We start from the raw sequence: 19,104 nt of genomic DNA, 5'->3' as shown, positions 1-19,104 counted from the left end.
GCGCGGCGGCGTCGTTCAAAGCGCCAGTTGCAGCGGACCGCTGCCGGCCGCCGGCACCGCGCAGCAGATCAGGGCCTCGCCCTCCGGCGCATCGAACGCCGGCTTTTCGGCATAGGCCACGGCGCCCGCGATGATCCGCGTGCGGCAGGTGCCGCAGCTGCCGCCGCGACAGCCGAATTCCGGCGTCAGTCCGCGCTGCTCGGCCAGCTGCAGCAGCGAACCGTCGCCGGGCTGCCAGCGCGCCTCCTTGGCCGACGCCATGAACAGCACCTTGACCGACTCGGCGGACGGCCGGTGCAGGGGCTGCCCACCCTGCGTGGCTGCCTGGACCGCCACACCCGTGCTGCGCCGGATCGAGGACGCGCCGAACGCCTCGGCATGGATGCGCGTATCCGGCACGTTCAGCGTCCGCAGCCCGTCGTACAGCGCCTGCATGAAGGGCGTGGGCCCGCACAGATAGAAGTCGTAGTCGTCAAAGGGCAGGAAGCGGCGCAGCGTGTCGACGTCGATGCGGCCGGCCGCGTCGTAGTCCTGCGGCACGCGGGCATCGCCCGGCGCGCTCAGCAGCCGGACGACGTGCACGGCGCCGCCGGCCTGCTCCTTCAGCATGGAAAGCTCGTCCGAGAAGGCACGTTCTTCGCGGTTGCGCGCCGAATGGAAGAGCCATGTCTGCCGCATGCCCTGCTTGCGCAGGCCCTCGTACACGACGTGGCGCAGCATCGCCAGCATGGGCGTCACGCCGATGCCGGCGGCCAGCAGCACAGCGGGTCGCGGCTCCAGCGGATCGATGGTGAACGCGCCTGCCGGCGCCCGGGTCTCGATCAGGTCGCCCACCCGCACGTGGTCGTGCAGGTGGCGCGACACCGCGCCGTCGCGCTTGACGCTGATGCGATAGATGCCGTCCGATGGCGCCGCCGACAGCGTGTAGGTGCGCATCAGCGGCTGCTCGTGGCCATGCGGCGTGACGCGGATGGGCAGGAACTGGCCTGCCTGGTGCACCAGGTACCCCGCGCCGTCCGCCGGTTCCAGGTGGAACGAGCGCACCACGCTGCTCTCGTCCAAGATGTGCGTCACGCGGAACGGCCGCCAGCTGTTGGCCAGTCCGGCGGCGCGCAGGCGATCCGCGGCCTCGTCCCAATCGCCGGTCAGCAGCGAGCTCGGCGCGGCGCCGTCCTCCTTGCGGTCCCACCGCATGGGCAGGGCCTGTAAGCGGCGCACGATGGCCTCGGGGATGAAGCGCCACAGCCGTTCGGCGCCCTGGAAGGCAGCGATCTCGGGCGAGTCGATGATGACTTCCGCGCGTCCGCTCATCTGCAGCAGTTCTCCGGTATCCAGGTCGGCGAAGGTCACGCCGGCCATCGGGTTGACCATGAAGTTGCCCAGCGTGTTGAAGAACAGATTGCCGTTGAAGTCGGGGATCGTCATGCCGCCGTCGGCGTCCAGGCGCACGAAGCCCGGCTTGCCGCCGCGATGCGACACGTCGACCTGCCGGCCGGCGTCGGGCAGATCGACATACGACGACACGAAGAAGGCTTCCGACCTGGCGATCAGCGCTCGGGCGGGCGCATCGAGCGCGTCCAGCACCTGCGGCGCCACGGAGGTCTGTTCGGTGGGGTCGCGGGTGAACACGATGCTGCGCTGGTGGATGTAGCGCGGGCAGTTGCCGAAGCTGTGCACCACGTCGACGTGCGAGATCCTGCCTTGCGCATGGCGCAGCACGCCATTCATGCGGTTGCGACGCCGGGTCGCCAGGTCGATGCCCAGCAGGCCCACTGCGTCGCCGTCCTCCAGCCCCGCGTCGGCGGGGTCGCTGGCTTCGCGGGCAATGGCAAGATCCAGGCGACGCGGGTCAGGTGAGGTCGCGAAGCCGCGACGCCCCGCGCGCAGCGTGGCCCACGTCCGGCCATCCGGCGTGACAGTGCCGATGACGATGAACGGCACCTGGGCGTAGAACTCGCGATGCTGCTCCGGCATGTAGTCGCGTACGAAGCGGCGGCCGACGTCGTCCATCCTGGCCGCTGCGCCGGCATGTTTTTGCAGGGTCAGTTCGCCGGTATGCCAGGGGGGATTGGGCATGGGCGCCTCCGATAGATCGGTATGGTTCCCGGCCTCGGGTACAGGCGAGCCGGGTTCGGGAAAGGCCGAGGCAGGCGGTCAGGCGGCCAGGCCGACCGGCGTGCGGGCGAACGAGACGAAGCCGGGCAGCGCCTCGACACGCGCCAGCCAGGCGCGGACATGGCCATAGTCCTTCAGGTCGACGTTGCCCTCCGGCGCGCGCGCCGTGTAGCTGTACAGCGCCACGTCGGCGATGGTGGGATGGTTTGCGGCAATCCATGGGTGGAGCGCCAGCGCATCGTCCATGCGCTTGAGCACGACGTGCGCGCGGCTGATGGCGGCATCGGCGTCCAGCGGCGCGGCGAACACCGTGACGAGGCGAGCCGCGGCCGGGCCGAACGCGATGTCGCCCGCGGCCACCGACAGCCAGCGCTGCACGGCAGCGGCCTCGGCAGGCGTCTCGGGCAGCCAGTCGGTCCTGCCGAATTTCTTGCTCAGGTAGACCAGGATGGCGTTCGAGTCCGGCACGACGATATCGCCGTCGACCAACACCGGCACCTGGCCGAACGGATTGAGCTTCACGAAGTCGGGCTGCTTGTGTTCGCGCCGGGCCAGGTCGACCTCGACCAGTTCGACGGACTGGCCGGTCAGGGACAGGAACAATACGGCGCGGTGCGAGTGGCCGGAGAGGGCGTGGTGATAGAGTTTCATGGCGACGTCCTATGTTGTCGGTTCGCACGTAATGCCGTGCTGAAACGCATCATAGGTAAGCCGCCACGCCCGAAAAACGGGCGCCGGCGCAAGACATCATTCTTGATTGAGCAATAGTCCGGCTGCTAGTTCAACGACTTCTCTGCGCGCAGGCGGTCTATCGCCAGGTCCAGAAAGGCGCGCACTTTCTGCATCGCATGGCGGCCCTCGCGGTGGATCAGGTGGATGGGCACCGACGGCGTCTCATAGTCGGCGAGCACCACGCGCAGGCGGCCGTCCCCCAATTCGCCGGCCACCTGATACGACAGGACCCGCGCCATGCCCAGCCCCGCCACGGCGGCCGCGATCGCGGCATCGTTCGTGGTGGTGCACAGCCGCGGCGTGATCCGCACAGGCTTTGCTTCGCCGTGGTCCATGAAGCGCCACTCGGGCAATGTGCTGACGCCCGTGGTGTGGATGAGCGTATGGGCGGCCAGATCCTTCGGCGCCTGCGGCACGCCGTGCAGTTCGAGGTACGACGGCGACGCGCACACGACGCGCCGCACGCGGCCCACCGCAATCGCCTGCAGCGACGAACTGGGCAGCTCGCCGATGCGCATGCCCACGTCCACTCCCTCGCCGATGAAATCCACGTTGCGATCCAACAGCAGGCAGTTCACGTCCACCTCGGGATAGCGCTGCAGGTACTCCACCACGATGGGCATCGCATATCGCGCGCCGAACAGCACCGGCGCCGTCAGCACCAGTTGCCCGCGCGGCGCCGCGTGGGTTCCGGCGACCGCCAGTTCCGCCTCTTCGACGTCGGAGAGGATGCGCTTGCAGTTTTCGAAGTATGCGTCGCCGGTTTCGGTGGGCCGCACGACCCGGGTGGTGCGCGTCAGCAGCCGTGCGCCCAGGTGCGTCTCGAGTTCGATGATGGTGCGGCTGACGACAGACAGCGAGACATCCAGCTTGCGCGCAGCCGCAGTGAAGCCCCCGCTTTCGACCACGGCGACGAAGGTCTTCATGGCTTGCAGTCGGTCCACGCGCGCGCTCCGGGGGTAGGGGTGGTCAAGAGTATATCGATGACGGAACATGTCGGGCGTCGGTCGCAGCGCGTTTCGAGGGGACGCCTGATGACCGAGCATGAGACCGGACCAGACAGAACGACCTGGCCTTTCGGACTGTCTTTTGCCGTGCCGGGCAGCGCGCGATCATGCCATCGGCTTGTGCGAAGCTATGTGCGGGCTGCTTTCAGCGAGGATGGTCTGCGCATCCGGTACAGGACGTGTCTCGATAGGCGATATCCGGCCACCAGGGCTACATGTGAAAAATCTTCTTGCGGGATCGTGCTGCATCGCTCTACCCGTGGTCTGCGGCTCGATGACGCCTTCTTCCTCGGCGTGCTGGTTTCCCGTGTCAAGCGGCCGTCTTGGCCTTCTCCTTTTCCCAATGATAGGCGGGGGGCATCATCCAATCCTCTGCCTCGCCTCCATAAGCCGCACCGATGAATCCTGGCAGACGATTTGCCACCCTATCCGCCAGCAGTCCAATGCGCTGGGCCAAGCTCTCCACAGAATGGCGCATCGCTTCTGTGTCACGGTCATCGTCCGAATGGACCATAAGAACGGCAAAACGCTCGATGGCTTTTGATGTTGCGGCAATGTCGTTCAGAACCCAACCGATTTGATCGTTGGTGAGTTGGCCAGAATTGTCCTTAGTCATGATGCGGTCCCCGTTATTGCGTTGTGGTCAGGGGCCCGAGGCACCGCGATTGCCATCGCCCCCGTTGCCTGAACCCGTCAGGCTGCGGTCTTGCTAATCGAACTGACGGACGCGCTTGCCTGCAGCTTATCCAGGTGATCGGCCCAGGCTTGCATCATTTCCCGTCGCTCCTTGATGAACTTCATGCGGTTGTAGGGCGTGTCCAAGGCATTCGGCACGGCGTGCGCAAGCTGGTGCTCGATGACCTCGGCCGGATAGTGCAACTGCTCGACCAGCAGTTTGCGCGCTGTGGCCCGAAAGCCGTGGATGGTCAGGGTTTCCTTGTCGTAACCCATCCGCTGCAGGGCTGCCAGTAGGCCCTCCTTGGTCATTGGGCGCTTGGGACTGCGCTTGCCAGGAAAGACGTGTTCCATGCTGCCGGTGTAATGCTGTAGGTCGCTCAGCGGTACCAGGTGCGCTCGGTGCCGGTCTTGCTGGTGTCCCGCCATTCGGCCTTGTCCAGGTGAATGTCCAACCAGCGAGCCCCGCGCAATTCGCCGGGCCGCACGAAGATCAGCGATGCCAGTTGCAAGACGGCTCGGGCGCCGACGCCGCGCTTGTAGGTTTCGATGGCGCGCTGCAGTTCTCCCAGCTCGGAAGCGTGATGATCGCCGCGGAGTTGTTCCACGATAGACCTTTAGCGCCTCCCCCCACCCTCGCAGGTCAGGCCGGGGCCACGTTGGGCCCGGTCGGTAGCGAAGGCGGAGCGCATGACCTGCGATATGTTGGTCTGGCCCGGTGGGCCGTCTCGATGACGTCGCGCTCTCTATGCGGCGCAGGCCTTCCAGCACCATGGGCGCGTTGATTTCGGGCACGGAGAATCGCCGATCCAGGGAAAGATGTCCTTCTCCAGCGGGGCAGTATTACTCCGGCTCTGACAGCTAATGGTGAACTACTCCCAAAACTACTCGCACAACGGCGCGGCAGTCAACAGATGAACTGGACATTGCCGGACGAAAAAAAGCCGGTAACCCTTGATTTCCTTGGGTTTTCCGGCTTCTGAGTACTTCGGCGGATGTGTAGTGGTGGAGCCGGCGGGAATTGAACCCGCGTCCGCAAACCGTCCACAATCAGTTCTACATGCGTAGTCGGCCTATTTCGATTTAACCCTGGACTTAGCCGGACGACAGGCCGGACCAGGGCGATTCACGTAATTTAAACGTACGCCGTGTGACCCCAGCGGACGCCGATTCCTTGTGAATAACACTGCAGCGGTTCAGGAAGATGCTGCTTCGGGGGATATAGGCCCTAGGCAGGATTCCTTAGGAGGGTTGCCCCTCCTCCGCCCGACCCAAGGACAGATCGGTGCAGCGGCTCACCGCTTAAGCGGCGAGAGCGAAACGCTCGTCGTTGGCGTTTGATTGTTTCCAGTGGTTTTACGAGCGTACTGGTGCTCGGCATGCCCTGAGTTGCTTCGTGATCCACGTCGAATCCGGATCGGCCCCAGACCTTGTATTGTACTCCTTTACGCATCCCCACGCCCGGCTGCGGATTCACGAGTGCCGGCAGGCCGCCGGGCGTTCGGCGGCGGGCAGCGGGGCCGCGCCGGACCCGCGCCGGGAGGCCGTCATCAATCCGACCGCCAGCACCATGCCCATAGCCAGGACGCCCGCGGCGGCGGCGCCCAAGGCTGCCAAGCCATGGTGGTCGATCACGTAGCCGCCCACCACCGCGCCCAGGCCTATGCCCGCATTCGCCCCGGAAATATTCAAGGACGCGGCAAAGGCGGGCGCCTGCGGCGCGGCTTTCATCAGTCGGACGTGGCAGACGATGAAGAGGGCGGCCTGCGCGATGCCCCAGGTCGCCAGCGCGGCCGCCAGCAGCGGCGGCATGCGCATCACCTCGGTGACGAACACCAGCCCGACCGCCATCATCGACCCGAACAGCAGCGTGGCGCCCAGCGGACTGCGATCCACCAGCCGGCCGCCCAGCCAGTTGCCCAGGATGCCGATGCCGCCGAACGCCATCATGGTCCAACCCACCACCTGGCCGTTGAACCCGGCCAGCCGTTCCAGCATGTCCGCCAGATAGGTGTAGGCGGTGAACATGCCGGTGAACACCAGCAGGGACAGGACCACATGACCGACCACTACCGGGCTGCGCAGGATGCGCACCTGCTCGCCCAGCCGCACCGCGGCCGCGGTGCGGTGCAGGCTCGGAAAGCTGGCAGCCAGCATCAGCGCCTTGGCGAAAGCCACCCCGGCCAGGATGCCGAAGGCGGCGCGCCATCCCAGCGCGTCGGAAATCAGTACGCCGATGGGAATGCCGAACACCGTGGCGGCCACGATGCCGAACGCCACCATGGATATGGCGCGGCCGGCGCGCTCGGGCCCGACGATTTCGACCGCCGTGGCGCTGGCCAGCGACCAGAACACCGGAAGGGCCAGCGCCGGCACGAAGCGCGCGAAGGCCATGGTGCCTATGTCGGGCGCCAGCGCGGCCAGCGTATTCGACAGGCCGAACAGCAGCAGTACGCCGATGAACAGGCGCTTGCGGTCCATATTGGCCATCAGCGCGGTCAGCAGGGGGCCCGCCGTGGCCACCGTGAACGCGAACAGCGACACCAGCAGGCCGGCTTGCGAGACCGTGACCTGCAGGTCGCGGGCCATGGGCGGCAGCAGGCCGATGATCAGGAACTCGGTGGTCAGGATGGTGAAGCCCGAGGCGGAAAGCAGAATGATGGGAAGCGGCATGGCGAAACGGACCGATCGCGGCGGCAAGGCCGCGAATCGAAAGGCAGAGTGAGAAAGGGGACACCCCGCAGAGGCAATCACACGAGGATTGCTACTGTAGGGGGCATGGAAAGGGCGATAAAGAGAGACGAGCCGGTTTCAGTGTTCGGCTGGCGCTGACAATGGCGGCGAATGCCGCTCTATTGCAAGGCGTAGAAGGGGGCGGGAGGCGCCGGCACGCCGGACGACGGCAGGGCCGCAGCGCCGGCCTGCAGACGCGCCCGAATCAGGCCATTGTCTGCCGTACGTCGGCCGGCAGCAGGTCGCGGATGGCCGGCCACAGGGCCTCGACGCTATCGGCGCATGCTTCAGCCTGCCACGCCGTGGCATCGCCGTCTATTCCGATGTACCCGTAGGCGGCGGCCACGGCCGGCATGCCGGCCGCGTGCGCCGCCTGCACGTCGCGCAGGTCGTCGCCCACGTAGACGCAGCGCTCGGGCGAGACGCCGGCCTGGCGCGCGGCCAGCAGCAGTGGTGCAGGATGCGGTTTGGGATGCTCGGCCGTGTCGCCGCACACGGTGGCGGCGCTGTGCGGGGCCAGGCCCAGGTGCTCGATGATGGGCACGGCCAGCCGCGTGACCTTGTTGGTGACGATGCCCCACGACAGGCCATGGCCGCGGATGCGCTGCAGCAGCTCGGCAATGCCCGGGAACAGCCGGGTGTGCACGGTGGACTCTTCGGCATAGTCCTGCAGGAACTGTAGCCGCACGGCCTCGTAGCCCGGGTCCTCCGGCTTGAGCCCGAGGGCTACGCGCAGCAGGCCGCGCGCGCCGTGAGAGGCCTCGGGCCGCAGGGTTTCGTAGGGCAGGGGAGCCAGGCCCTGCCGGGTGCGCTGCCGATTGGCCGCCGCCGCCAGGTCGGGCGCGGTGTCGGCCAGGGTGCCGTCGAAGTCGAACAGGACCAGGGCCGTCATGGCGTGACGCCCCCGGCGTGGCGCGCGTATCCGCCGATCACGAGTCGGTCCTTCAGGCTGCCGTGCGGGCTCATTTGCGCGTCGCCATCAGGTAATTCACCGACGTGTCGTCCGACAGCGTATAGATCTTGGTGATGGGGTTGTATTCCATGCCGCGCATACGCACGGTTTCCAGGCCGGCTTGCCGCGCCGCTGTGGCCAGTTCGCTGGGCTTGATGAACTGTTCGTAGCTGTGCGTGCCGCGTGGCAGCAGGTTCAGTACGTATTCGGCGCCGATGATGGCAAACAGGAAGGACTTGGGGTTGCGGTTGAGGGTGGAAAAGAACACCCAGCCGCCCGGCTTGGCCAGCGTGGCGCATGCGTGCACGATGGACGCCGGATTGGGCACGTGCTCGAGCATTTCCATGCACGTGACCACGTCGTATTGCCCGGGCTGCTCTGCGGCCAGTTCCTCCACCGGCACCTTGCGGTATTCCACCGGTACGCCGGATTCGAGGCCATGCAGTCGCGCCACTTTCAGCGATTTTTCGGCCAGATCGATGCCGGTTACCTGCGCGCCGGCCACTGCCATGCTTTCCGACAGGATGCCCCCGCCGCAGCCGACGTCAAGCACGCGGTTGCCCGCCAGACTGCCGGACTGTTCCTGTATCCACCCCAGGCGCAGCGGGTTGATGGCGTGCAGCGGCTTGAACTCGCTTTCCGGATCCCACCAGCGAGAGGCCAGGGCGCTGAACTTGTCCAGCTCGGCCTGGTCGGCGTTGACGGGGCGTGCGGAGGTGTCTGTGGTCATGGCGGCCGTCCGGAGGGAAAGCGTGTTGCGGGCGAAAGGAGCGAAGCGAACGCGCAAAAAAAGGGCCTCGCAACGCGAGGCCCTTTATTGTACCGGCTGTAGGCCGGTGATCGATTAGCGGCGGGTACCGACGATTTCGATTTCCACGCGGCGGTTCTTGGCGCGGCCTTCGCGGGTCGAGTTCGACGCCACGGGTTGCTTCTCGCCCTTGCCTTCCGTGTAGATACGGTTCGGGTCGATGCCCTTGCTGACCAGGTAGGACTTGACCGAAGCGGCGCGGCGCTCGGACAGCTTCTGGTTGTAGGCGTCGGAGCCGATCGAGTCGGTGTGGCCAACGGCAATCAGGGTTTCCAGATTGATCGTGTTGATCTGGGAAGCCACTTGATCCAGCAGCTGGCGGCCTTCCGGCTTCAGCGTCGACTTGTCGAAGTCGAAGAACGTGTCAGCGTTGAAGACGACCTTCGAAGCCGTCGGCTGGGCACGCGGGGGCGCCGGTTGGGCAGCCTGGGCAACGGGCACGCCGTCGCAGCCCGGGATACCGGTGGCCGGGGTCCAGAACGCATCGCGCCAGCACAGTTCGTTGGTGCCGTTCTTCCAGACGTTGCCAAACGCGCCGCGCCAGTTGTCGATGGTTTGGGCGGAGGCTGCACCCGAGGCCGTAACGGCGGCAAAGGCAAGCGCCAGAGCGAATTTGGAGGGTTTGTTCATGTTTCTCCTCGTTGAGCTTGAAGCTGGATAGATGACTCGCAGCGACCCCCGCCGCATATCAGGAAAACGGGGCCAGTATAGCAACACCGAGAACGGGTTCAAGGAGCTGCCTGCTGGGTCTCCTGCGTGCTGGAAACAATCTTAAGGCATTTGCTTGGCTTTGGCTCCCCTGGACCCTCGCAAACGCCCGGGATATCGGCATTTCTGTGCTCCGCGCGATGTTCATGTTGGTTTTTGGCAACAAGGCTGCAATGACAAAATGTTGCGCCTGAAGGGGGCGTTTTGACGGCTGCCGGAACCCCCGTCCGCAGGGCCTTTGGACGCCGGATGATAAAATTTCCCGTTTGCCCTGCCCGGGTTCATCCCTTACACGATTCTGTCGCCCCCACATATGGATTCCTTTGCCAAGGAGACGCTTCCGGTATCGCTGGAAGAAGAGATGCGCCGCAGTTACCTCGATTACGCCATGAGCGTGATCGTGGGGCGGGCCCTGCCCGATGTGCGCGATGGCCTCAAGCCCGTGCACCGGCGCGTGCTCTACGCCATGCACGAGCTCAACAACGACTGGAACCGGGCCTACAAGAAATCGGCCCGTATCGTCGGCGACGTCATCGGTAAGTACCACCCGCACGGCGACCAGTCGGTCTACGACACCATCGTCCGCATGGCGCAGGACTTCTCCATGCGCTACATGCTGGTCGACGGCCAGGGCAACTTCGGCTCGATCGACGGCGACAACGCCGCGGCGATGCGTTACACCGAAATCCGCCTGGCCAAGATCGCCCACGAACTGCTGGCCGACATCGACCAGGAGACCGTCGACTTCGGTCCCAACTACGACGGCAGCGAGCAAGAACCGCTCCTGCTGCCTTCGCGCCTGCCCAACCTGCTGGTCAACGGCAGCTCGGGCATCGCCGTCGGCATGGCCACCAACATCCCGCCGCACAATCTCTCCGAGGTGGTGGACGGCTGCCTGTACTGCCTGCGCAACCCGCAGTGCACGGTCGATGAGCTCATCGAACTGATCCCGGCGCCAGATTTCCCCACCGGCGGCATCATCTACGGCATGTCCGGCGTGCGCGAGGGCTACCGCACCGGCCGCGGCCGGGTCGTGATGCGCGCCAAGACCCACTTCGAGGACATGGAAAAGGGCAACCGGCAGGCCATCGTGGTCGACGCCATTCCCTACCAGGTCAACAAGAAGACGCTGCAGGAACGCATCGCCGAGCTGGTCAACGAGAAAAAGATCGAGGGCATCTCCGACATCCGCGACGAGTCGGACAAGGACGGCATGCGCCTGGTCATCGAGCTCAAGCGCGGCGAGGTGCCCGAGGTCGTCCTCAACAATCTGTACAAGAACACGCAGCTGCAGGACACCTTCGGCATGAACCTGGTGGCGCTGGTCGACGGCCAGCCCCGCCTGCTGAACCTGAAGCAGCTGATCGACTACTTCCTGCAGCATCGCCGCGAAGTGGTCACTCGCCGCACCGTGTTCCAGCTGCGCAAGGCTCGCGAACGCGGCCACGTGCTGGAAGGCCTGGCCGTCGCGCTGGCCAACATCGACGACTTCATCGCCATCATCAAGGCGGCGCCCACTCCGCCCGTGGCGCGCCAGGAACTGATGGCGCGCAACTGGGATTCCTCGCTGGTGCGCGAAATGCTGGCGCGCGCCGACGACGGCACGCCTGGCGGGCGCTCGGCCTATCGGCCCGACGACCTGGCCGCCGAATTCGGCCTGCAGGCCGACGGCATGTACCGGCTGTCGGACACGCAGGCGCAGGAAATCCTGAACATGCGCCTGCAGCGCCTCACCGGCCTGGAGCAGGACAAGATCATCGGCGAATACCGCGAGGTCATGGACACCATCGCCGACCTGCTGGACATCCTGGCGCGTCCCGAGCGCATCACCACCATCATCAGCGACGAACTGTCGGCCATCAAGGCCGAGTTCGCCACCGGCGCCAAGGACGTGCGCCGCTCCGAGATCGAGGTCAATGCCACCGACATCGACACGGAAGACCTGATCACGCCGATGGACATGGTGGTCACCATGTCCCACAGCGGCTACATCAAGAGCCAGCCGCTGTCCGAATACCGCGCGCAGAAGCGCGGCGGGCGCGGCAAGCAGGCCACCGCCATGAAAGAGAACGACTGGATCGACCAGTTGTTCATCGCCAACACGCACGATTTCCTGCTGTGCTTCTCCAACCGCGGCCGCGTGTACTGGCTCAAGGTCTGGGAGGTGCCGGCGGGCACGCGCGGTTCGCGCGGCCGTCCCATCGTCAACATGTTCCCGCTTGCCGACGGCGAGAAGATCAACGTGGTGCTGCCGGTCAAGGAATTCAGCGACGACCACTACGTCTTCATGGCCACCTCGCGCGGCACGGTCAAGAAGACGCCGCTGTCCGACTTCTCCAACCCGCGCAAGGCCGGCATCATCGCGGTCGACCTGGACGAGGGCGACTATCTCATCGGCGCCGACCTCACCGACGGCAAGCACGACGTGATGCTGTTCTCCGACGCCGGCAAGGCCGTGCGCTTCGACGAGAACGACGTGCGCCCGATGGGCCGCAACGCGCGCGGCGTGCGCGGCATGCAGCTCGAGGACAGCCAGTCGGTCATCTCGCTGCTGGTGGCCGGCGACGAAACGCAGAGCGTGCTGACCGCCACCGAGAACGGCTACGGCAAGCGCACCTCCATCACCGAGTACACGCGCCACGGCCGCGGCACCAAGGGCATGATCGCCATCCAGACCTCGTCGCGCAACGGCAAGGTGGTGGGCGCCGTGCTGGTCATGCCTTCGGACGAAATCATGCTCATCACCACCGGCGGCGTGCTGGTGCGCACCCGCGTGGCGGAAATCCGCGAAATGGGCCGCGCCACCCAGGGCGTCACGCTGATCAGCGTGGATGACGGCAGCAGCCTGTCGGGCGTGCGCCGCGTGGTCGAAAGCGATGCCGACGAGGACAACGGCGAAGGCGGCGAAGGCGCGGCCGACAACGGCGACAACGACAACGGCGCGCAGCCGCAGGGCGACGCCGGGGACACCCCAACCACCGGATCTACGGAGTAAGCACACATGGCGCGTCCATGGAATTTCTCGGCGGGTCCTTCCGCCTTGCCTGAACCGGTGCTGCAGCAGGCGGCGGCCGAGATGCTCGACTGGCGCGGCAGCGGCATGTCGGTCATGGAGATGAGCCATCGCGGCAAGCACTTCGTCCAGATCTGCGACGAGGCCGAGGCCGACCTGCGCGAACTGCTCGACCTGCCGTCCGACTACGCCATCATGTTCATGCAGGGTGGCGGCCTGGGCGAGAACGCCATCGTGCCGATGAACCTGATGGGACGTCGCGGCACGCCGTCGGCCGACTTCGTGCTTACCGGCCACTGGTCGGTGCGCTCGCACAAAGAGGCCGGCCGCTATGGCGACGCGCAGGTGGCCGCCACCAGCGGCGCCGCCGTCGACATCGACGGGAAGCCGCAGGGCGCCTGGACGTGGTCGCCTCCCGCGGACACGTGGCGGATCCGCAAGGATGCCGCCTATCTGCACCTGTGCAGCAACGAGACCATCGGCGGCGTCGAAACGGTGCAGTGGCCCGACATGGCCGCGCTGGGGGCGCCCGACGTACCCTTGGTGGTGGACGCGTCCTCGCACTTCCTGTCGCGGCGCCTCGACGTCACGCGCGCCGGCCTGGTGTTCGCGGGCGCCCAGAAGAACGTCGGCCCGGCCGGCGCCACTGTGGTCATCGCCCGGCGCGACCTGCTGGGCCATGCGCTGCCCATCTGCCCGTCGGCCTTCGACTATGCCAACGTGGCGGCCGAGCACTCGCGCTACAACACGCCGCCGGCCTACGCCATCTACGTGGCGGGGCTGGTGTTCAAGTGGATCAAGGCGCAGGGCGGCGTGCCCGGCATCGAAGCCGCCAACGCGGCCAAGGCGGAACTGCTTTACGGCTATCTCGACAGCAGCGCCTTCTATCGCAATCCGGTGCACGCCCCCGTGCGCTCGCGCATGAACGTGCCCTTCGTGCTGCGCGACGAGTCGCTCAACGACGCCTTCCTGCGCGGCGCCGAAGCGGCCGGCCTGATGGCGCTGAAGGGGCACAAGAGCGTGGGCGGCATGCGCGCGTCCATCTACAACGCCATGCCCATCGAGGGCGTGCGGGCGCTGGTCGAGTACCTGAAGGAATTCGAGCGCACTCATGGATGACGATACGCTGCAGTCCAGGCTGCGCCCGCTGCGCGATCGCATCGACGCCATCGACGCGCAGATCCTCGACCTGCTGTCCGAGCGCGCCCGCACGGCGCAGGCGGTGGGCGAGGTCAAGCACGAAGTGCAGGCCGACGGCGCGGTGCTGCGCCCCGAGCGCGAGGCTGCCGTCATCCGCGGACTGCAGCAGAAGAATCGCGGGCCGTTTCCCAATGCGGGCGTGGCCGCCGTCTGGACCGAGATCATGTCGGCCTGCCGCGGTCTCGAGCGCGGCATGACGGTCGCCTACCTCGGTCCGCAGGGCTCGTTCTCCGAGCAGGCGGCGCTGGACCATTTCGGACACTCCGTGCAGCGGTTGCCGTGTCCCTCGTTCGACGAGGTGTTCCGCGCCGTCGAGGCGGGACAGGCCGACGTGGGCATGGTGCCGGTCGAGAACTCCACCGAGGGGGCGGTCAACCGCAGCCTCGACCTGCTGCTCGCCACGCCGCTGAAGATCCTGGGCGAACGCTCGCTGGTGATCCGCCATTGCCTGATGACCCGCAGCGGCGGCATGGACGGCGTCACCACCATTTCGGCGCACCCGCAGGCGCTGGCGCAGTGCCAGGGATGGCTCACCCGCAATTACCCCGACCTCGAACGCGTGGCGGCCGCCAGCAATTCCGAGGCCGCGCGCGTGGCGGCCGAGAATCCCGCCGTGGCGGCCATCGCCGGCGAAGTCGCGGCCGAGCCCTGGGGCCTCTCGGTGGTCGCCGCCGGCATCCAGGACGACGCGCAGAACCGCACACGCTTCGTGGCCGTGGGCACCCTGCAGCCCGGTCCCAGCGGCCGCGACAAGACCAGCCTGATCCTGGCCGTGCCCAATCGCGCGGGCGCCGTGTACGAAATGCTGGCCCCGCTGGCCGCCAGCGGCGTGTCCATGACGCGATTCGAGTCGCGCCCGGCGCGCACGGGCCAGTGGGAGTACTACTTCTACATCGATCTTCAGGGGCATCGCGACGATCCCCAGGTGGCGCAGGCGCTGGCCACGCTGCAGTCCCAGGTCGCATTCTTCAAGGTGCTGGGGTCTTACCCGGCGCAACAGGCTTAGGTCACCATGAGCAACGACAAGACATTCGCCGCGCCCGCGCACATCGGCGCCATCGCTCCGTACCAGGCAGGCAAGCCGATCGAGGAACTGGCGCGCGAGTTCGGGCTCGATCCTGCCGGCATCGTGAAGCTGGCCTCCAACGAGAATCCGCTGGGCATGCCGGCCTCGGCCCGGGCCGCCATCGCCGTCGCCGCCGAGGCGCTGGCGCGCTACCCGGATGCCAACGGCTTCGACCTGAAGGCCGCGCTGTCCAAGCGCTACGGCGTGCCCATGGACTGGATCACGCTGGGCAACGGTTCCAACGACATCCTCGAGATCGCGGCGTCGGCGCTGCTGTCGCCGGGCGCATCCACGGTCTATGCGCAGCACGCGTTCGTGGTCTACCGGCTGGCCACGCAGGCGCGCGGGGCGCGCCACATCATGGTGCCCGCGCGCGACTACGGCCATGACCTGGACGCCATGTTCGAGGCCATCGCCGACGACACGCGCCTGCTGTTCATCGCCAATCCCAACAACCCCACCGGCACGTTCGTCACCGGCCAGCAGCTCGACGCCTTCCTGCAACGCGTGCGCGACGCTCATGGCGAGCGCGTCACGGTGGTGCTGGACGAGGCCTACAACGAATACCTCGATCCCGAACTGCGCTTCGACAGCACCGAGCTCGTGCGCCGTTTCCCCAACCTGATCGTGTCGCGCACATTCTCCAAGGCCTATGGCCTGGCGGGCCTGCGCGTCGGTTTCGCGCTGGCCCAACCGCGCCTGACCGACCTGCTCAACCGCGTGCGCCAGCCGTTCAACGTCAACACGCTGGCCCAGGCCGCCGCCATCGCGGCGCTGGCCGACACGGCCTTCATCGAACAGGCGTACGCCGGCAACAAGGCCGGCAAGGCCCAGCTGTGCGACGCGTTCGATCGCATGGGGCTGCAGTACGTGCCCAGCTACGGCAACTTCGTGCTGGTGCGCGTGGGCGACGCCGCGCACGTCAACCTCGAACTGCTCAAGCGCGGCGTGATCGTGCGCCCGGTGGCCGGCGACGGCCTGCCCGAATGGCTGCGCGTCACCATCGGCCTGCCCGCCGAGAACACGCGCTTCCTCGAGGCGTTGGCGCAAGTACTGCCCGCCGCGCGATGAGCCAGCCGTCCGTACTGGCCGTCGTCGGCGTAGGCCTGATCGGCGGCTCGTTCGCCGCCGCGCTGCGCCGGGCCGGACGGGTGGGGCGGGTGCTGGGCGTGGGGCGCAATGCCCAGTCGCTGCAGCGCGCCGTCGACCTGGGCCTGATAGACGAGGCCGTCAGCGCCGAAGAGGCCGCCCGGCGCGCCGACATGATCATGCTGGCCACGCCCGTGGGCAGCCTGGGCGCGGTGCTGGCGCGGATGCGGCCGCACCTGCGCGCCGGCACGGTGCTGACGGATGCCGGCAGCACCAAGGCAGAGGTGGTCGAGGCCGCGCGCGCCGCGCTGGGCGACAGGCTGTCGTGCTTCGTGCCGGGCCATCCCATCGCGGGGGCTGAACGCACCGGTCCCGAGGCTGCCGATGCCCTGCTGTACCAGGGGCGCACCGTGGTGCTGACCCCGCTGCCCGAGAACCCGCCCGAGGCATTGGATGCCGTGCGCGCCGCCTGGCAGGCATGCGGGGCGGCCGTCATCGACATGGATGCCGACACGCACGATCGCGTGCTGGCCTCGGTCAGCCACATGCCGCATCTGCTGTCCGCCGTATACATGGCGCAGGTGGCCGCCGCGCCCGACGCGGCGCAGCGCCTGGCCCTGGCAGGCAGCGGTTTTCGCGATTTCACCCGCATCGCGGCCGGGTCGGCCGAGATGTGGCGTGACATCTTCCTGTCCAATCGTCCCGCGCTGCTGGCCGAGCTGGCCGAAGTGAGGACTATGCTCGACCAGGCCGAGGCCGCGTTGCGCCAGGGCGATGGCGCGACCCTGCACGACATGCTCGAGCATGCCGCCAGCGCGCGCCGCAACTGGCGCAAGGAACCCCAATGAGCGCCTGCGCCAGGCCGTCCTTACACGGCGCGCCGCGCGACATGCCGCCGCCTAGCGACACGAGGGAACACCGTTGAACGCCTCCGACTATCTCGACCTGCCGCACGTCGCGCAAGCGCGCGGCGAGGTGGCCCTGCCGGGCTCCAAGAGCATCTCGAACCGGGTGCTGCTGCTGGCCGCGCTGGCCGAAGGCGTCACGGAAATCGCCGGCCTGCTCGACTCCGACGACACGCGCGTCATGCTGGCCGCGCTGCGCCAGCTGGGCGTGCAAGTCGATGATCATGGGGCAGGGCGGGTGTCGGTGCACGGCGCCACGCCGTTCCCGTCCAGCCAGGCCGACCTGTTCCTGGGCAACGCGGGCACCGCGTTCCGGCCGCTCACCGCGGCGCTGGCGCTGATGGGCGGCGAGTACCGCCTGTCGGGCGTGCCGCGCATGCACGAGCGGCCCATCGGCGACCTGGTCGACGCCTTGCGCGGCCTGGGCGCCCAGGTCGACTACCTGGGGCAGGACGGCTATCCGCCGCTGCGCATCGGCCCGGGCGCGCCGCGCGGCGACGCGCCCGTGCGCGTGCAGGGCGGCGTCTCCAGCCAGTTCCTGACAGCGCTGCTGCTGGCCTCGCCGCTGCTGGCGCGTGCGGCCGGGCGCGAGGTGGCCATCGAGGTCGTGGGCGACCTCATCTCCAAGCCCTATATCGAGATCACGCTGAACCTGATGGCGCGCTACGGCGTGGCCGTGCGCCGCGAGGGCTGGCAGCGTTTCACCGTGCCGGCCGACGCCGCGTACCGCAGCCCGGGCAGCATCCTGGTCGAGGGCGACGCCTCGACCGCCTCGTACTTCCTGGCGCTGGGCGCCATCGGCGGCGGCCCGCTGCGGGTCACGGGCGTGGGGGTCGACAGCATCCAGGGCGACGTGGCGTTCGCGGACACCTTGCGCGCCATGGGCGTTACCATCGAGGCGGGACCCGGCTGGCTGCAGTCCAGCGGCGTGCGGGTGGCGCGCGGCGAGCGCCTGCGCGCCTTCGACGAAGACTTCAACCTCATTCCGGACGCCGCCATGACGGCGGCCGCGCTCGCCTTGTACGCCGACGGCCCGTGCCGGCTGCGCAACATCGGCAGCTGGCGGGTCAAGGAGACCGACCGCATCCACGCCATGCACACCGAGCTGGCCAAGCTCGGCGCGCAGGTCGAGTCGGGGCCGGATTGGCTGCGCATCACGCCGCCGGCGGCCGGCCAGTGGCGCGACGCACACATCGGCACCTGGGACGACCACCGGATGGCGATGTGCTTCTCGCTGGCGGCCTTCGGGCCGGCGGCGGTGCGCATTCTGGATCCGGGCTGCGTCAGCAAGACGTTCCCGGGCTATTTCGACGTATATGCGAGCCTCGTCGGCTCGTGAATTTCCTGGGGAACCGGATGACTCAATCCCCCATTCCGCGCGAGGACGGCGCCGTGCCGGTCATCGCCATCGACGGACCCACCGCCTCGGGCAAGGGCACCATCGCGCATCGCGTGGCGCAGGCGCTGGGCTGGTCGGTGCTGGACAGCGGGGCGCTTTACCGGCTGACCGCGCTGGTGGCGCTGCAACGCGGCATCCCGCCCGACGACGAGGCGGCGCTGGCCGAGGCGGCGCGCACGCTGGACGTGCGCTTCGAGGGGGCCTGCATCTTTCTCGAAGGCGCAGAGGTTTCCGAGGCGATCCGCCACGAGCAGGTGGGCAACCTGGCCTCGCGCATCGCGGCGTATCCGGCCCTCAGGCAGGCCCTGCTGGCGCGCCAGCGCGCCTTTCGCCGGGCGCCGGGCCTGGTGGCCGACGGGCGGGACATGGGCACGGTGGTGTTTCCCGACGCCGAACTGAAGATATTCCTGGTGGCCGACGTCGAGGCCAGGGCGCAAAGGCGCTGTAAGCAGTTGATCGAAAAGGGAAATCCCGCTAATATTGACGACCTGTTGCCCGCGGTGCGGGAAGACTTGCGCGCACGCGATGCGCGCGACACCCAACGCGCCACGGCGCCGCTGGTAGCGGCGGCAGATGCCCGCGAACTCGATTCGTCGAACCTTACGATCGAGCAGACGGTGCAGGCAGTGCTGGATTTCTGGGGGTCGGCCCCGCGGCAACCGCAGTAGCAAAGCAGCAGCAAACGTCGAGCAGTAAACATCA

17 protein-coding genes and 1 other RNA gene are annotated in these 19,104 nt (G+C 67.5%); 7 read left to right on the top strand and 11 right to left on the bottom strand.

The annotated features are described in order from the left end of the window. Positions 1–15: 15 nt before the first annotated feature. The 11 genes from CAL15_RS16055 to ompA all read right to left on the bottom strand — a co-directional run bounded on the left by CAL15_RS16055 (position 16) and on the right by ompA (position 9,652). Positions 16–2,076 (bottom strand): 2Fe-2S iron-sulfur cluster-binding protein, encoded by a 2,061-nt coding sequence (locus CAL15_RS16055; protein WP_086079512.1) that lies wholly within the window; start codon positions 2,074–2,076, stop codon positions 16–18. 78 nt (positions 2,077–2,154) lie between these two features. After that, positions 2,155–2,766, bottom strand: coding sequence for a glutathione S-transferase family protein (locus tag CAL15_RS16050; RefSeq protein WP_086079511.1), 612 nt, complete (start codon positions 2,764–2,766; stop codon positions 2,155–2,157). A gap of 125 nt (positions 2,767–2,891) precedes the next feature. Continuing rightward, positions 2,892–3,791 (bottom strand): LysR family transcriptional regulator, encoded by a 900-nt coding sequence (locus CAL15_RS16045; protein WP_086079510.1) that lies wholly within the window; start codon positions 3,789–3,791, stop codon positions 2,892–2,894. A 373-nt stretch (positions 3,792–4,164) separates the two neighbouring features. Further along, a complete protein-coding gene (locus tag CAL15_RS24450) occupies positions 4,165–4,470 on the bottom strand; it encodes a hypothetical protein (RefSeq protein ID WP_157666676.1) in 306 nt (101 codons plus the stop codon). A 77-nt stretch (positions 4,471–4,547) separates the two neighbouring features. Beyond that, a complete protein-coding gene (locus CAL15_RS16040) occupies positions 4,548–4,883 on the bottom strand; it encodes a tyrosine-type recombinase/integrase (RefSeq protein WP_157666675.1) in 336 nt (111 codons plus the stop codon). Positions 4,884–4,909: 26 nt separating this feature from the next. After that, positions 4,910–5,137 carry a hypothetical protein gene (locus CAL15_RS16035; protein ID WP_086079508.1) on the bottom strand — a complete coding sequence of 76 codons (228 nt, stop codon included), beginning with the start codon at positions 5,135–5,137 and terminating at the stop codon, positions 4,910–4,912. A 395-nt stretch (positions 5,138–5,532) separates the two neighbouring features. Further along, positions 5,533–5,954: a transfer-messenger RNA gene (gene ssrA, locus CAL15_RS16030) on the bottom strand. A 48-nt stretch (positions 5,955–6,002) separates the two neighbouring features. Beyond that, the gene (locus CAL15_RS16025) at positions 6,003–7,202 is read right to left on the bottom strand and encodes an MFS transporter (protein ID WP_086079507.1); all 1,200 of its coding nucleotides are present in this window, start codon (positions 7,200–7,202) and stop codon (positions 6,003–6,005) included. Between the two features lie 265 nt (positions 7,203–7,467). Beyond that, entirely contained in the window at positions 7,468–8,154 is a 687-nt protein-coding gene (gene gph / locus CAL15_RS16020) for a phosphoglycolate phosphatase (RefSeq protein WP_086079506.1), read from the bottom strand. 70 nt (positions 8,155–8,224) lie between these two features. Beyond that, complete coding sequence (gene ubiG / locus CAL15_RS16015; RefSeq protein WP_086079505.1) at positions 8,225–8,944, bottom strand: bifunctional 2-polyprenyl-6-hydroxyphenol methylase/3-demethylubiquinol 3-O-methyltransferase UbiG; 720 nt, start codon at positions 8,942–8,944, stop codon at positions 8,225–8,227. 114 nt (positions 8,945–9,058) lie between these two features. After that, complete coding sequence (gene ompA / locus CAL15_RS16010; RefSeq protein ID WP_086079504.1) at positions 9,059–9,652, bottom strand: outer membrane protein OmpA; 594 nt, start codon at positions 9,650–9,652, stop codon at positions 9,059–9,061. 391 nt (positions 9,653–10,043) lie between these two features. Here ompA and gyrA point away from each other — a divergent pair, with 391 nt between their 5' ends. The 7 genes from gyrA (at position 10,044) to cmk (ending at position 19,070) form a co-directional block, all read left to right on the top strand. After that, entirely contained in the window at positions 10,044–12,725 is a 2,682-nt protein-coding gene (gene gyrA / locus CAL15_RS16005; protein ID WP_086079503.1) for a DNA gyrase subunit A, read from the top strand. Positions 12,726–12,731: 6 nt separating this feature from the next. Then, positions 12,732–13,862: a 3-phosphoserine/phosphohydroxythreonine transaminase gene (gene serC / locus CAL15_RS16000; protein WP_086079502.1), complete on the top strand. Its 1,131-nt coding sequence runs from the start codon at positions 12,732–12,734 to the stop codon at positions 13,860–13,862. After that, entirely contained in the window at positions 13,855–14,949 is a 1,095-nt protein-coding gene (pheA, locus tag CAL15_RS15995) for a prephenate dehydratase (RefSeq protein WP_086079501.1), read from the top strand. The genes serC and pheA overlap by 8 nt, the downstream gene beginning before the upstream one ends. Positions 14,950–14,955: 6 nt before the next feature. Then, positions 14,956–16,080 carry a histidinol-phosphate transaminase gene (gene hisC, locus CAL15_RS15990; protein WP_086079500.1) on the top strand — a complete coding sequence of 375 codons (1,125 nt, stop codon included), beginning with the start codon at positions 14,956–14,958 and terminating at the stop codon, positions 16,078–16,080. Further along, the gene (locus CAL15_RS15985; RefSeq protein WP_086079499.1) at positions 16,077–16,946 is read left to right on the top strand and encodes a prephenate dehydrogenase; all 870 of its coding nucleotides are present in this window, start codon (positions 16,077–16,079) and stop codon (positions 16,944–16,946) included. Before hisC ends, CAL15_RS15985 begins: the two co-directional genes overlap by 4 nt. Before the next feature lie 73 nt (positions 16,947–17,019). Continuing rightward, complete coding sequence (gene aroA / locus CAL15_RS15980) at positions 17,020–18,342, top strand: 3-phosphoshikimate 1-carboxyvinyltransferase (protein WP_086079498.1); 1,323 nt, start codon at positions 17,020–17,022, stop codon at positions 18,340–18,342. A gap of 17 nt (positions 18,343–18,359) precedes the next feature. Then, complete coding sequence (gene cmk / locus CAL15_RS15975) at positions 18,360–19,070, top strand: (d)CMP kinase (protein ID WP_086079497.1); 711 nt, start codon at positions 18,360–18,362, stop codon at positions 19,068–19,070. Positions 19,071–19,104: the final 34 nt, after the last annotated feature.

It is taken from the genome of Bordetella genomosp. 13 (assembly GCF_002119665.1).
Classification (GTDB): domain Bacteria; phylum Pseudomonadota; class Gammaproteobacteria; order Burkholderiales; family Burkholderiaceae_B; genus Bordetella.
Note: the sequence above shows the minus strand (reverse complement) of the source record. Positions and strands in the feature narration are given on the sequence as shown.